The following is a 14,140-nucleotide window of genomic DNA, read 5'->3' on the forward strand; positions in this document are numbered from 1 at the left end:
GGGCCTCAGCGAGACGGGAGAGCGGGGGCGCAGGGGGTGGCCGTACGAAGTCCCGGGTGCCGCTCATCGCGCTCGTCGGGGTCGGGATCGTGGTGCTCGGGATCGGGGCGGGTGCCCTGATGGCCGGGCCGGGGGACGACTCGTCGCCGAACGACAACAAGCCCGTCGCGGCGACCGGGGCGCCCGAGGAGTCGGCGTCCCCGTCGGCGGACCCCGCGAAGGAGCAGGCGGTCGCGCTGGACAAGCTGCTGGCGGACAGCGGCGACAGCCGGAACAGCGTGATCAAGGCCGTCGCGAACATCAGGACCTGCACGAACCTGGGCCAGGCCGCCACCGACCTCCGGGACGCGGCGAAGCAGCGCAACGACCTGGTCACCCGGCTCGGCGAGCTGTCCGTCGACAAGCTGCCGGACCACGAGGCCCTGACCACCTCGCTCACCAAGGCCTGGCAGGCCTCCGCCTCCGCCGACAACCACTACGCCGCGTGGGCCGACCAGACCGCCGGGCGGAAGGGCTGCAAGAAGGGCCAGGCCCGCGCCACCGGCCAGACCCAGGCCGGCAACCAGGCCAGCGGCACCGCCAGCGCCGAGAAGACCAAGGCCGCCAAGCTCTGGAACACGATCGCCACCACCTACGCCCTGACCCCACGCCAGGCGGTCCAGCTGTAGGAACCGGCGCGGCCGCGGCCCGCAGCCCGGACCGCGCCCCGTCGCTCAGCTGTCCGCCTCCACCAGTGTCTTCTCCACGTTCACGAACCCCCGTCGGGCGGCGACGAGCTGGCCCTTGCGGACGACCTGGAAGGTGACGTCGGGGTTGATGAGGCGGGGGAATTCGGCGGAGGCGATGAGGTCCTCGAAGCGCCAGCGCAGGGGTGGGGTGAGGCCGCCCGTGGTGACCTTCAGGCCGTCGTCGAGGACGTGGCGGATCGCCTGGGAGGTCACCTCGCTCCCGCCGATCTTCTCGATGGCGGCCTTCAGCACGGTGTACGCGATCCAGGTGGTCTGCACACCCGGGTCCGCCGGGTCGATCCGGTTGTCGTCGAACGCGTGCTCCCGGATCACCTCCTTCATCCGGTCCCACCGCTCATCGGTCTCCACCGGGTACCAGCCGGTGACGTACGCCCCCTCGTACGGCCCCGACCTGCCACCGGTCGCGTCGATCACCGTCTGGTCGACGCTGCCGAGGACGGTTCCGGTGCGGACGCCCGGGTAGTCCTCGCGGTCCCGGCGGAAGGAGTCCATGAAGGTGAAGGTGCGGTCGCCCAGTGCGGGGACGACGCACCCCTTCGCGGCCGGGTCGGTGCCGGCCCGCCGCAGCGCCTCCCGGGCGTGCTCCCCGTACTCGGTCGCGTCCTCGGCCGCCAGCTGGTCCTCGGACCCGTCGTGCCCCCCGGACCGCAGCCCCGAGTCCAGCAGCAGCGGCAGCTGGTCGCCGGCTATCGAGTCGGGGCGTACGAGGGCGACCGGGCCGCAGGCCTCGGCGAGCTGCTCGCCGAGGCCCGCCATGAGAGAGGCCTGGCCGCCGTTGACCGGGTAGGACAGCGCGCTGCCGAACTCGTCGTCGGTGACGCCGTAGCCGCCGATGTACGGGATGCCCGCCGACTCCAGCGGGGCGAGGTAGGAGCGGCCGTGCTGGCTGTAGGACCCGACGACGGCGACGACGTTCTCGTCGACGGCGCGGTGGGCGCACTTCGCGGCGGTCACGGTCTCGTTGTGGTCGTTGCAGGTCAGGATCTTCAGCTCGCGGCCGTTGATGCCACCGTTGGCGTTGACCCAGCGGGCGTACGCCTTCGCCATGGCGGGCATGCCGGGCTTGTTGGTGGCGGACGTCTTCTCCGGGGCCCAGGTCATGACGGTGACGGGGCCGTCCCCGGTACCCCCCGTGGTACCGGGGACGACCCCGCACCCGGCGACGAGTGAGGCACACGCCGCCAGCGTGGTAGCCCTGACCAGGCGTTTGGCGAGCCCTTGGGGGAGGTCTGTGAACAGGGGGGTCCGTCGTGCCCGGAAGCCAGTCATGGCTCCGCACGATTCCGTCACATGACCAACCCGGGCGTGACGGATGGCCGACGTGAGGTGACCGGGAGGTGAATTGCGAAGAGCTACGATCGTATTTTTGAGTGGTTTCAGAGAGGAAGGCACGATCGATGACCGTCCAAGGTCCGGAGACCCCTTCCCGTCGCGGGCGTCGCTCATCCACCATGGGCGACATGCCACTGAACGACATGCCGTGGTGGCGCTGGCGCAGCAATGTGCGCTCCGCGCTGCACATGCTCTCCGACCCGGCGTTCCAGCAGAACGTCTGGCTGGCCGGTGTCGACGGGTACGGGGACGTCACCGACGCCGTGTACCGCCTGGTCGAGGACACCTGGCTGGACAACTGGTCCGCCGAGAAGTACGTGGGCACGATCTTCCGTGACGCCCAGGAGGCGGCCCTCGTCGACACCGCCGTGCTGCGCGTGCTGCGGATCATGCATCAGGTCGGCCCGGACGCGCCCGTCTCCGCGTACGTCGACCACGAGTCTTGGCCCGAGGCCGTCCGCGCCGCCCGTGAGGCCCACGTACGCCTCTCGGTGAGCGACGGGGAGGACCCGGACACGCCGCCGCGCACCCTTGAGGTGCTGCGGATCATGACGCGGACGGCGTAGGGCCCGGATGCCGGGTCGGGCGGATGGTCCGGTCTTCGGGACGATTGCCGACATGGGTACGCCATATGGGACCCTGTCGGGCATGAACGCGCAGTCCACCCGAGCCGCGGCGCCCGCCGACCAGTACGTCCTCACCCTCGCCTGCCCGGACAAGCAGGGCATTGTGCACGCCGTGTCGAGCTACCTCTTCATGACCGGCTGCAATATCGAGGACAGCCAGCAGTTCGGCGACCACGACACGGGTCTGTTCTTCATGCGCGTCCACTTCTCGGCGGAGGCGCCGGTGAGCGTGGAGAAGCTGCGGGCCAGTTTCACGGCGATCGGTGACGCCTTCCAGATGGACTGGCAGATCAACCGGGCCGACGAGAAGATGCGCATCGTCCTGATGGTCAGCAAGTTCGGGCACTGCCTGAACGACCTGCTCTTCCGGGCGAGCATCGGGGCGCTGCCGGTGGAGATCGCGGCCGTGGTCTCCAACCACACCGACTTCGCCGAGCTGGTGGGGTCGTACGACATCCCCTTCCACCACATCCCGGTCACCAAGGACACCAAGGCGCAGGCCGAGGCGCGGGTGCTGGAGATCGTGCGCGAGGAGAACGTCGAGCTGGTCGTTCTGGCGCGCTACATGCAGGTCCTCTCCGACGACCTCTGCAAGCAGCTCAACGGCCGCATCATCAACATCCACCACTCCTTCCTGCCGAGCTTCAAGGGTGCGAAGCCGTACCACCAGGCGCACACGCGCGGTGTGAAGCTGATCGGGGCGACGGCGCACTACGTCACCGCCGACCTCGACGAGGGGCCGATCATCGAGCAGGAGGTCGAGCGGGTGGGGCACGGGGTGACGCCCGAGGGGCTCGTCGCGGTCGGGCGGGACGTGGAGTGCCAGGCGCTGGCGCGGGCCGTCAAGTGGCATGCGGAGCGGCGGATCCTGATGAACGGGCGACGGACGGTCGTCTTTGCGTAGGGCTCCGCCGGGGCCGGGGTACCTGGTAGCTCGGGGGCGCGTGCGGCTGCGGCTGCGGGTGAGTCGTGCGGTCGTGCGGCTGCGGGTGAGTCGTGGTTGCTCGCGCAGTTCCCCGCGCCCCTTAGTGATCCGGCGGCCCTGACTGGCACCCGGTGAGCGCCGAAGAGCGCCTCCGAGCCCCGCTCGGCCGCTCACATTCGGCTCAACGCCGCCGCCGCGAACAGTACGTCCCTGATCGCCTCCCGGTCTCCGCCCTGCCCCGCGGCCGCCTCCTGGGGAGGTACGTGTCCGGCGGCCAGGCGGCAGAACTCGACGCCGTCCAGGACCACATGGGCCACCTCGTGGTCGGCGGAGCCGAGGGCCGCGGGGGAGTCGAGAGGGATGAGCCACTCGCCGCCGCCGGAGCCCTCGATCTCCAGGCGGAGGCTGCGGCCGGGGGTCCCGGCCGGTACGAGATGGCGGCCGGGCGGCGGCGGGGACGCCAGCCCGGCCCGGCGGCGGTCGGCCAGGGACAGGGGCAGCATGCGGGCAGCCAGGTCGATCATGCCGTGCAGATGACGGCCGGAGGGCGGCTCGTACGGGTAGTCCACGGCCTCCGCGATGTCCTCCGCGTGGATCCAGCACTCGAACGCCCGGTCCAGCATCGCGTCCCGGAGGGGCAGTGCGAAGCCGCCGTACGAGACCGCCTGACGCCCCGGGTCGCCGGAGTGGTCCGGGCCGCCGCCGCCCGTGAACGACGTCGTGCGGACGATGTCGTGACTCTGCTGCCGCCACGGCGCGCGGAGGGCACGGGTGGGCGGGAAGTGGGACGCCTTCCAGTACGCCTCGGTGCGCGCCGCCGGTGTGCCGCCGACGGGTCCGGACCCGTCGGCCTCCAGCCGGCCGAGCGGGTCTTCCAGGCCGAGCGCGGCCGCGACGAGCCCGTCGACGGTGAGCAGGTGGGCGATGACCCCGGCGACGGTCGTACGACGGCTCACCGGTCCCACGCCCTCGAACCAGCGCAGCCGCACGGGTGCGTGCCAGTCGGCGGTCCCGATGTCCTGCAGCAGCGCGTCCAGCCGGGCCGTCTCCGCGTCGTACGGGGCGGCCCAGCGCGGCAGCGGGATGCGCGGCGGGCGGCGGTTCAGACAGATGTCCAGCACCTGGGTGCGCAGGGCGGGGTCCAGGTCGAGGCTCTCCGGCGGGTGCAGCAGCCCCACGGCCTCCCGCAGCCGCCGCGCCTCGTCCGCGCACGTCCCGCACTCCCCGAGGTGCTCCTCGACGGCCAGCGCCTCCTCGGCCGAACAGGCCGCCAGCGCCCAGGCCCCGAGCAGCGCCTTGAGCACACGGTGCTCCAGCACGAGGGGAGGGGGCGTGGGGGCCGGCAACGGCAACCCGGTGTCCTCCACGGAGGTACGCGGCAGCGGTATACGCGGCGGCCTGACCGGCTCGTCGCCGCCGCCCCGCGGCCCATCGGGACCGGATCCCGGGGGTCCACCGAGCCCGTTCCCCTGGTCGCCGCGGCTCACCGTGTCACCGTCACCACGGCCGACCGAGCCGCCTGATCCCGGCCCGCCGGATTCGCCGGGCTCGTCGGATTCACCGGCCCCGTCGAACCCGCCGGACCCGTGCGCGCCGTCCTCGCCCGCCGACCCGTCCTCCGACGCCTCCCTGCCGCCGTCGGACCGGTCGAGGTCCCGCTCGATCTTCTCGCCGGGCCCCGGCACACTGTCCCCGTCCGACGGCCCCCTGGCCGCAGGCACCCGGCCGACGGTCGGTCCTGTGGTGGGCCTGACGGCGTGCTCGTCGGCGTGCTCGTCGTGCTGCCGGCCCTCGGGGTCGTCGTCGTGCGCCTCGAACGGGCTCGGTCCGTCGGTCACGCCGTACCTCCGGGTTCGGGCGGGGTGCCGGAGGGGCGGGTGTCGTGGGCGGTGGAGAGGAGCTGGAGGCCGAGGCGGAGGCGCCGGCGGGCCTCGTCCTCGGTGACGCCGAGGTCGGTGGCGGTCTGTCGGTAGTCGCGGCGCTGGAAGTAGGCCAGCTCCAGGGCCGCCCGCAACGGCGTGGGCATCGCCTGCACTATGTAGTCGGCGCGGGCCGCGACCGACGCGTGGTGGACCTTGCGCTCCAGATCCTCCGCGGTGCCCTCGCCGCCCCGGGCGAGCGCGGCGGTCTCGGTGGCGTGCAGCCGCTGCACGGCCAGGCGGTGGGTCAGCGCCGCCACCCAGGAACGCAGAGGGCCGTGCTTGGGGTCGTACGCCTCGGGGTTCTCCCAGAGCTGGAGGAACACCTCGCGGGTGATGCGGTCGGCGCCCCGCTCGTCGCCGAGGACGCGGTGGGCGAGCCCGTGCACGAGGGACGCGAACCGGTCGTACAGCTCACCGAGGGCCGCCGCCTCGCCGCGCGCCAGCCGCTGTTGCATCTTGCGGTCCCAGCGGGGCGGTGCGTCCTTCGTCGCCATACGGCCCCCTCACCCTGTTCGTACCCGCGCCGTTCCTGATGAGCACCGAGCCGTGGGCCCGGAGTTGTTCCGGCCGGTTCCGGCCCGGTTCCAGCCTGTGTGCACTGCCGACCCGAATGTAGTCGGCACCGCTGACCGCGCACGCCCCTTTATGGCAATGTGCGCCCCTCGTGAGGCCGGAGGTGGTATGACCCCGGCGCAAGCCGTTTCCATGCCGCTCACGTGGGCGTCTGCCCACCCTTCGTATGCTTGTACGACCCCGTATGGGGCCTGATCTGCACGAATCTGACTACTCAGGACCGTGTCAGATCTATTTGCGATCAATAGTCGATCACATGTGACCGTACTAGATGGAAATCGCACCGAAAAGGTCCCGGAAATGGCTCGCTTACCACGCGCCTTCGGTGGGCCACGGGTGTTTCATGGAACGACGGCGGGGCAGCCGCGCAAGCAGGAAGCGGTGCAGTGGCTTCCGGTTCGGCGACTGAGAGGCATCGCGGTGACGTTCGAAGTGACCGACGGCGAGCAGGGCGAACAAGGCGAACAAGGTGAGTGGGCCGTGCTGCACGTGTCCGGAGAGATGGATCTGGTGACATCGCCCCTGCTCCGCCAGCGGGTGCACGAGGCGGTGGCCGACGGTCGCCGAAGTCTTGTCCTCGACCTCTCCGGAGTCGTCTTCTGCGACTCCACCGGCGTGGGAGTCCTGGTCGCCACCCGGCGCCTCATGCGTTCCTGCCGGGGACGGCTCCGGCTGATCCTCCCCGCCGACGGTCACGCGGGCGGTGGCCCCTCCGAGGGCGCGCACGTCAACCGTGTCCTCGCCGCTCTGGGCGTGCGCCGCCTCTTCGACGTCCACCCCGACGTCCCCTCGGCGGTCGCTCCGGAGTCCGACGAGGAGGCCGACCCCCTGTCGGCCTGACCCCCGCATCCCCCCGATGAGCAGTACGTACGTATGAGCTGTCGCACGCGGTGGCGTCCCGGCGGCCACACGGTTGTCCCAGAATTCCCGCAGTCTTGGTACAAGCGCCGCTTTCCCGCTCCGTCCGGGCCTCTGACGTCGTACGCTCCGTCCGAGAAGCACCCCACTTGACGTAAGGCGGGCCCGAAGAGACATGGTCAGCAGCGAGTACGAGCGCAGGATCGCCGCCCGGTTCGCCACCTTCGACCAGGACGGCAACGGCTGGATCGACCGCGAGGACTTCAGCGCGGCGAGCAAGGCGGTTCTCAACGAGTTCGGCACCACCGCCCGTTCGGACAAGGGCCAGGCCCTGTACGGCGGCGCCGAAGCCTTCTGGCAGGGTATGGCCGGAATAGCGGACCGGGACGGCGATCAGCGCATCACCCGGGACGAGTTCGTGAACGGCGCGGTCAAGCGGCTGCGCGACAACCCCGACCGTTTCGCCGAGATCGCCCGCCCCTTCCTGCACGCGGCCCTCGCCGTCGCGGACACCGACGGGGACGGAAAGGCCACGGTCGAGGAGACCGCCCGGGTCCTCAAGGCCCTCGGCGCACCCGAGGAGGTCGCCACCGCGGCCGCCGCCACCCTCGACACCGACGCCGACGGCAAGGTGGACGAGGTGGAGGTCGTGACCGCGTTCGCGCGCTACTTCACCGTGCCCGAGTGATCACCCGGTATCCACCCGGGTAGCCACCGCAGTGACCCACCCGAGCGACCACGGGCCGGTACGCGGGTCACGAAAGCGGCTCACGAGAGCGGCTCACGAAGGTGACTCATGAACGCGGCTCATGAAGGTGACGCATGAACGCAGCTCATGAGTAGCGTTCGCGCAGCTTGTACTTGAGCACCTTCCGCAGGGTCTCGTTGCGCGGAAGGGCGTCCACCACCTCCACCTGTTCCGGCAGCTTGTGGACGGACAGCCCTTCCGCGCGCAACCAGTCGGTGACGTCCGTCAGTGTCAGGGGGTCGGCCCCCGGCGGCTGTTCGACCACCGCGCAGACCCGTTCCCCCCGTTCCGCGTCCGGCAGCCCGATCACCGCCGCGTCCTGGACGGCCGGATGCCGGTGCAGCAGATCCTCTATCTCCTTCGCCGAGATGTTCTCGCCCTTGCGGATGATGACGTCCTTGAGCCGTCCGGTCAGCACCAGATGACCGCTGTCGGTGACCTGCCCGAGGTCGCCCGTGACGAAGAACCCGTCCGTGTCGAAGGCCGCCGCCGACTGCGCCGGATCCAGATACCCCCGGCACACGGCCTCGCCCCGCAACCGCACCTCCCCGTCCTCCGCGATCCGTATCTCCATCCCGGCCGGCGGCCGCCCCTCCGTCGTCGCAAGGTTCTCCACCGAGTCGTCCGGCGCCCCCATCGTGATCATCGGGACCTCCGTCATGCCGTACCCGTGGGTGAGCTGCACGCCCATCTCCCGTACGACGGAGTGGTAGACCTCGGGCGGCTTCGGGGCCCCGCCGCCCGCGAGCAGCCGCAGAGTGGGAACGACCGGTACGCCGGGCTGTTTGCGCTGCTCCGCCAGGAACATCGAGTAGAACGCCGTCGACCCGCCCGCCACCGTCACCCCGTGCTTGCGGTAGCCCTCCAGCGCGGCCGGCAGCGCGAAGTGCTCGAACATCACCGCCGGGAAGCCGTACAGCAGGAGCATCACCATGTAGTCCGGGCCGCCGATGTGCGCGTACGGGAAGGCGATCGAGCCGACGTCCTCCTGGCTGAGCCGGAGCGCGTGGGCGAGGCAGGAGCCACCCGCGATCAGTGAACGGTCCGTGTGGAGGACGCCCTTGGGGTCGGAGGTGGTGCCCGAGGTCCAGTAGATCCAGCGGACGGAGGTGCCGTCGGCCGGTGGGGCGGGGAGCGCCGCGGGGTCGCCGTCCGGGAGGCGGTCGTACGCCTCGAAGATCCCCCGTGCCTCCAGGCGCCGCGCCATCTGCGTGTGGTCGAAGCCCCGCCACTCGCCCGGCACCGCGAAGAAGTCCGCCTTCGACTCCCGGAGCGCGAAGCCGACCTCGCGGTCGCGGTAGAAGGGGATGACCGGGGACTGGACGGCACCGAGGCGGGCCAGGGCGAAGGAGAGCAGGGCCGTCTCGATGCGGGTGGGCAGCTGCCAGGCGACGACCGTGCCGGGGCGTACGCCCATGTCGTACAGCCCGGCCGCCACCCGCTCGGCGCGGGTGCGCAGCTCGCCGAAGCTCAGCGTGCGGTCGTCCTGGAGGAGGACGGGCCGGTCGGGCGTGAGCTCGGCGCGGCGGACGAGGAGCTCCCAGAGGGTGCGGGACTCGCTGAGTGCGTGGGCGGTCTCGTTCACGGCGAAGGCCCCCTGCCGGAGAAAGCTGACGACTTGTCAGATCCTGGCCAGAGCGTAGGCCGGGGCGCCTTGTCGGTCCAGGGGTGTGCCACTAACCTGCTCAACAAGGATCTGACGGTCCATCAGATAACTGAGGCAACGGAGTGGGGAACCCATGACCGAACTGCCCCGCATCATCAGCGTCGACGACCATGTGATCGAACCCGCGCACCTCTTCGACACCTGGCTGCCGGAGAAATACCGCGACCGTGGCCCGAAGCCCCTCACCGCCGGGATCGGCGAGCTTGCGTACGTCGCCGGCAAATACCAGATCACGATGGACCCGGACGGGCCGCCGACGGACTGGTGGATCTACGAGGATCTGAAGTTCCCGTACAAGCGGAACATCGCGGCCGTCGGATTCGACCGGGACGAGATGACGCTTGAGGGCATCACCCGGGAGGAGATGCGGCGCGGTTGCTGGGACCCGAAGGCGCGGCTGGCGGACATGGACCTCAACCACGTCGAGGCCTCGCTCTGCTTCCCGACCTTCCCGCGGTTCTGCGGGCAGACCTTCGCCGAGGCGCACGACAAGGAGGTGGCCCTGGCCTGCGTGCGCGCGTACAACGACTGGATGGTCGAGGAGTGGTGCGGCGACAGCGGCGGCCGGCTGATCCCGCTCTGCCTGATCCCCCTGTGGGACATCGACCTCGCGGTCGAGGAGATCAAGCGGAACGCCGCCCGGGGCGTCCGGGCCGTCACCTTCTCCGAGATCCCCACCTACCTCGGGCTGCCCTCCATCCACTCCGGCTACTGGGACCCCTTCTTCGCGGTGTGCCAGGAGACGGGGACGGTCGTCAACATGCACATCGGGTCCAGCTCCCAGATGCCGGCCGCCTCGCCCGACGCGCCCCCCGCCGTACAGGCCTCGCTCTCCTTCAACAACGCGATGGCCTCGATGATGGACTTCCTCTTCAGCGGGGTCCTGGTGAAGTTCCCGCGCCTCAAACTCGCCTACAGCGAGGGCCAGATGGGGTGGATCCCGTACGCCCTGGAGCGCGCCGACGACGTCTGGGAGGAGCACCGCGCCTGGGGCGGGGTGCGCGACCTGATCCCGGAGCCGCCGTCGACGTACTACTACCGGCAGATGTTCTGCTGCTTCTTCCGCGACAAGCACGGGATCGCCTCGCTGGACGTGGTCGGCCGCGACAACGCGACCTTCGAGACCGACTACCCGCACGTCGACTCGACCTTCCCGCACACCAAGGAGGTCGCCCTCGACCATGTGAAGGGCCTCGACGACGAGACCGTCTACAAGCTCATGCGCGGCAACGCGATCCGCATGCTCGACCTGGACTTCGACAAGTGATGAATCTCGGGTGCCGAGTGTCGGGTGACGAGCCTCGGATGATGGGTCGCGACTGAAGGGTCTCGGGTGATGGATCTCGCTTACAGCCCGGCGGAGGAGGAGTTCCGGGCGCGGCTGCGGGAATGGCTGGCGAAGGTACTCCCCTCGACGGCGCCGAAACCGTCGCCCGACGACTGGGCCGGACGGCGCGCGTACGACCTCGGCTGGCAGCGGATCCTGTACGACGCCGGGTACGCCGACGTCCACTGGGACGCCTCGCCGACCACGCGTCTGATCTTCCTGGAGGAGACCGAGAGGGCCGGTGCCCCGTACGTGGGCGCCAACTTCGTGGGGCTGCTGCACGCGGGGCCCACGATCGCCGCCGAGGGCACCGCCGAACAGCGGGCGCGCTGGCTGCCGCCGATCCTGCGCGGCGAGGAGGTCTGGTGCCAGGGCTTCAGCGAGCCGGACGCCGGGTCCGACCTCGCGGCGCTGCGCACGCACGCGCGCAGGGACGGTGACGCCTACGTGGTGACGGGGTCGAAGATCTGGACCTCGCACGCCGAAGTCGCCGACTGGTGCGAGCTGTTGGTGCGTACGGACGCCTCGGCGCCCAAGCACCGCGGGATCTCCTGGCTGGCGATGCCCATGGACGCGCCCGGTGTGACCGTACGGCCCCTGCGTACCCTCGCCGGCTCCACCGAGTTCGCCGAGGTCTTCCTCGACGAGGTGCGGGTGCCGGTCGCCAACCGGGTGGGGGAGGAGAACGACGGCTGGCGCGTGACCATGGTGACCCTGTCGTTCGAGCGCGGGACGGCGTTCGTGGGAGAAGTGGTCGCCTGTCGGCGGGTGTTGGGCGAGATCGCGCGGGAGGCGCGGGCGAACGGGCGCTGGGACGACTCCGCGGTGCGGCGGCGGCTGGGGCGGCTGAACGCGGAGTTCCGGGCGCTGTGGCGGCTCACGCAGTGGAACGTGAGCGCGGCGGAGGCGTCCGGCGGGGTCCCGGGGGTCGGGGGCTCGGTTTTCAAGCTGAGGTACTCGCGCGCGCGGCAGGAGCTGTACGACGTCGCGGCGGATGTTCTGGGGCCGGGGGCGCTCGATCTCGGGCGCCCGTGGGTTCTTGACCGGCTCAGTTCGCTGTCGTACACGATCGCTGCGGGGACGTCCGAGATTCAGCGGAACATCGTGGGTGAGCGGATCTTGGGGCTGCCCAAGGGGTGAGGGGCGGGCGGCCGAAAGCCCGGGGTGGGTCGTGGGTTGGCGGCTGAGGGTGTGGCTGCGGGTGCGTCGTGGTTGCTCACGCAGTTTCCCGCGCCCCTGAAGGGCGTTTGCCGTGAACGGTGTTGATGAGGGGATCTTGGCCATGCGGTTTCAACTCACCGACGATCAGCGAGCCTTGCGGGACGGGGTGCGGGGCATGTTGACGCGGCGCTTCGGTGCGGAGGCGCTGCGGGCCGCCGTCGACCGGCCCGGGCTGGACCGGGAACTCTGGCGGGAGCTGGGTGCGGCGGGGTTCTTCTCGCTCCGTCTGTCCGAGGCGGAGGGCGGAGTCGGACTCGGGGTGCCGGAGGCGGTGCTGGTGTTCGAGGAGGCGGGGCGGGCGCTGTTGCCGGGGCCGCTGGTGGCCACGCATCTCGCGGCGGGGGAGGTGCCGGGGGCGGCGACCGGGGAGGTCGTCGTGACCGCCGTCGGAGGCGGGGGGCTGGTGGAGTGGCTGGAGGAGGCGGACGTCGTGGTGGGGGTGGTCGGAGAGGCTGTGGAGGCCGTGGAGCTGCGGTCCGTCGATCCGTTGACGCCGCTGCACCGGGTGGCGGGGGCCGATCCCTGTGCCCGGCCTGATGATCTCTTCGTACTGCTCACCGCCGCCGAGCAGTTGGGGACGGCGGTCCGGGCCTGCGAGGCCGCGGTGCAACACGCCCGGACGCGGGAGCAGTTCGGGCGGCCGGTCGGGGCCTTCCAGGCGGTCAAGCATCTGTGTGCCGAACTGCTGGTGCGGGTGGAGGTGGCGCGGGCGGCGGGGTACGCGGCTGCCGTGACCGCCGATCCCGTGGACATCGCGGCGGCACGGCTGCTGGCCGACGAGGCGGCGGTGCGCGGAGCCCGCGACTGTCTCCAGGTGCACGGCGGCATGGGGTTCACCTGGGAGGCCGACGTACACCTGTGTCTGAAGCGGGCGTGGGTACGGGCGGAACGTGGCGGATCGATCACACAGAGTGAGGAGCTGTTGGCGGGGGAACTGTTGGTCGAGGCGGGTTGACCGCGCTGACCAGCAGGGGAACGGGAATCTGTGGCAGGGTCCCGGCCGAATGTCGCGGAACGTGGCATACCGGAATTACCGAGCGTTGATACCGGGTTGTGTCCTAGGTGTGACTTGTCACGGCCTGGAGTCGGAGTCCCGCTCCGGTACCTTCTGGTGGATGCGAGTGGTTCCGAGGTCGAGCCGAGCCGGTGTTGCCCCTGTGGCGGCCCCGGATCCGGCGGTGCGCGGCGCTCGTGAAGTGGGCCGGAGTCTCGTCGCTCCGGTCTGTTCGACTCCCCGCGACGAGCGTCGCACAGTATGCCGTATGCGTACTCCTTCGCGCTGGAATATGCCCGAAGCGCTTGTTGGGGTGACTGTACGTCAACCATGCTGTCCTGTAAGGGGATCACGTTCCGTGATCCCGGTGCCGACGGTATCGATGGCGGTGGCGTCGGCCAGGCAGCAGATGACCACGATCGTGGCCCCTGAGGGGCGTGCGGCGATGTGTCCGCCGGTTCGGATGGTGTGAGCGGTGCAGGTGCTTCAAGTGCAGCTGGAGATCCGGCCCGACCCCGCAGAGGTGGGTCGCGCTCGGAGATGGGCCCGTTCGCGGCTCGCCGGGTCCGGGATAGGAGACGACGAACCGCTCGCCGAGACGCTGATCCTCCTCGTCTCCGAGCTGGTCACCAACGCGGTCGTCCACACCGGCCGTCCGGCCGTGCTGCGGTTGTTGCTGTCCGGCCTCCGTGACGGTGCGATCGGCAAGGTCCGCCTGGAGGTCGCCGACACCAGCGCGTGTCCGCCGACGCCGCGGTGCGCCGACGGTGACGAGACGGGCGGGCGGGGTCTCGCCCTCGTCGAGGTCCTCGCGGACCGCTGGGGCTGGTCCTACGAGGGCATCGGCAAACGCATCTGGTGCGAGCTGGACCGGGTGGTGCCGGGGGTGGCCGGCGCGGTGGGTGTCTCGGGGGCGTCGGGTGGTGTGCCGGGTGTGGCGAACGGCGTTGTGGCCCCGGCGGTCTATCCGGCGTGCGGCGCGGTCACCGGGGTGGCAGCGGTCGCCCGGGAGAGCCTGGCGCGCGAGGGACTGGCGTACGAGGTGGTCTAGGGCCGGAGTTCCGGGTGGGCCGGAGATGCGAGGGGCCGGCTCCGCTGCGCGGCGGTACGAGGTGTCGCCGTGCCCACCCCCGTGCCGCCCGGGGCGGCACGACTGCCCGCGGCCATGGCGGGAGGCGGGCGGGCGCGCCGCTGTCCTG

Annotated in this window: 13 protein-coding genes; 9 read left to right on the forward strand and 4 right to left on the reverse strand. The window is 71.0% G+C overall.

Annotated elements, in window-relative coordinates; all coding sequences use genetic code 11:
* The coding region (locus tag AWZ10_RS14865; protein ID WP_482258102.1) for a flagellar basal body-associated FliL family protein at positions 1-668 on the forward strand (668 nt) is incomplete at its 5' end.
* 45 nt (positions 669-713) lie between these two features.
* On the opposite strand, the gene AWZ10_RS14870 is transcribed toward AWZ10_RS14865, so the two are convergent.
* Entirely contained in the window at positions 714-2,018 is a 1,305-nt protein-coding gene (locus AWZ10_RS14870) for an ABC transporter substrate-binding protein (RefSeq protein WP_060891280.1), read from the reverse strand.
* 128 nt (positions 2,019-2,146) lie between these two features.
* Here AWZ10_RS14870 and AWZ10_RS14875 point away from each other — a divergent pair, with 128 nt between their 5' ends.
* Together AWZ10_RS14875 and purU are read left to right on the forward strand one after the other, a co-directional pair.
* Positions 2,147-2,647, forward strand: coding sequence for an SCO4402 family protein (locus AWZ10_RS14875; protein WP_046705090.1), 501 nt, complete (start codon positions 2,147-2,149; stop codon positions 2,645-2,647).
* Positions 2,648-2,729: 82 nt separating this feature from the next.
* A complete protein-coding gene (gene purU, locus AWZ10_RS14880) occupies positions 2,730-3,611 on the forward strand; it encodes a formyltetrahydrofolate deformylase (protein ID WP_046705089.1) in 882 nt (293 codons plus the stop codon).
* A 191-nt stretch (positions 3,612-3,802) separates the two neighbouring features.
* Here the strand turns inward: purU and AWZ10_RS14885 are convergent, their stop codons facing one another.
* Positions 3,803-5,119 carry a zf-HC2 domain-containing protein gene (locus AWZ10_RS14885; RefSeq protein WP_060891285.1) on the reverse strand — a complete coding sequence of 439 codons (1,317 nt, stop codon included), beginning with the start codon at positions 5,117-5,119 and terminating at the stop codon, positions 3,803-3,805.
* A gap of 347 nt (positions 5,120-5,466) precedes the next feature.
* Positions 5,467-6,048 carry a sigma-70 family RNA polymerase sigma factor gene (locus AWZ10_RS14890; RefSeq protein WP_060891281.1) on the reverse strand — a complete coding sequence of 194 codons (582 nt, stop codon included), beginning with the start codon at positions 6,046-6,048 and terminating at the stop codon, positions 5,467-5,469.
* Positions 6,049-6,541: 493 nt separating this feature from the next.
* Here AWZ10_RS14890 and AWZ10_RS14895 point away from each other — a divergent pair, with 493 nt between their 5' ends.
* On the forward strand, positions 6,542-6,967 hold the full coding sequence (locus AWZ10_RS14895) for an STAS domain-containing protein (protein ID WP_037705676.1): 426 nt from the start codon (positions 6,542-6,544) through the stop codon (positions 6,965-6,967).
* Between the two features lie 193 nt (positions 6,968-7,160).
* A complete protein-coding gene (locus AWZ10_RS14900; protein ID WP_060891282.1) occupies positions 7,161-7,673 on the forward strand; it encodes an EF-hand domain-containing protein in 513 nt (170 codons plus the stop codon).
* A gap of 145 nt (positions 7,674-7,818) precedes the next feature.
* On the opposite strand, the gene AWZ10_RS14905 is transcribed toward AWZ10_RS14900, so the two are convergent.
* Positions 7,819-9,318 (reverse strand): class I adenylate-forming enzyme family protein, encoded by a 1,500-nt coding sequence (locus tag AWZ10_RS14905; protein ID WP_046708225.1) that lies wholly within the window; start codon positions 9,316-9,318, stop codon positions 7,819-7,821.
* A gap of 154 nt (positions 9,319-9,472) precedes the next feature.
* On the opposite strand from AWZ10_RS14905, the gene AWZ10_RS14910 reads away from it, so the two are divergent.
* The 4 genes from AWZ10_RS14910 (at position 9,473) to AWZ10_RS14925 (ending at position 13,992) form a co-directional block, all read left to right on the forward strand.
* Positions 9,473-10,666, forward strand: coding sequence for an amidohydrolase family protein (locus AWZ10_RS14910; protein WP_046708226.1), 1,194 nt, complete (start codon positions 9,473-9,475; stop codon positions 10,664-10,666).
* 69 nt (positions 10,667-10,735) lie between these two features.
* On the forward strand, positions 10,736-11,866 hold the full coding sequence (locus AWZ10_RS14915) for an acyl-CoA dehydrogenase family protein (RefSeq protein WP_046708227.1): 1,131 nt from the start codon (positions 10,736-10,738) through the stop codon (positions 11,864-11,866).
* 142 nt (positions 11,867-12,008) lie between these two features.
* On the forward strand, positions 12,009-12,902 hold the full coding sequence (locus AWZ10_RS14920) for an acyl-CoA dehydrogenase family protein (protein WP_060891283.1): 894 nt from the start codon (positions 12,009-12,011) through the stop codon (positions 12,900-12,902).
* 514 nt (positions 12,903-13,416) lie between these two features.
* Entirely contained in the window at positions 13,417-13,992 is a 576-nt protein-coding gene (locus AWZ10_RS14925; RefSeq protein WP_107417433.1) for an ATP-binding protein, read from the forward strand.
* Positions 13,993-14,140 lie beyond the last annotated feature (148 nt).

The sequence above is a fragment of the Streptomyces europaeiscabiei genome (assembly GCF_001550375.1).
Lineage (GTDB): Bacteria > Actinomycetota > Actinomycetes > Streptomycetales > Streptomycetaceae > Streptomyces > Streptomyces europaeiscabiei.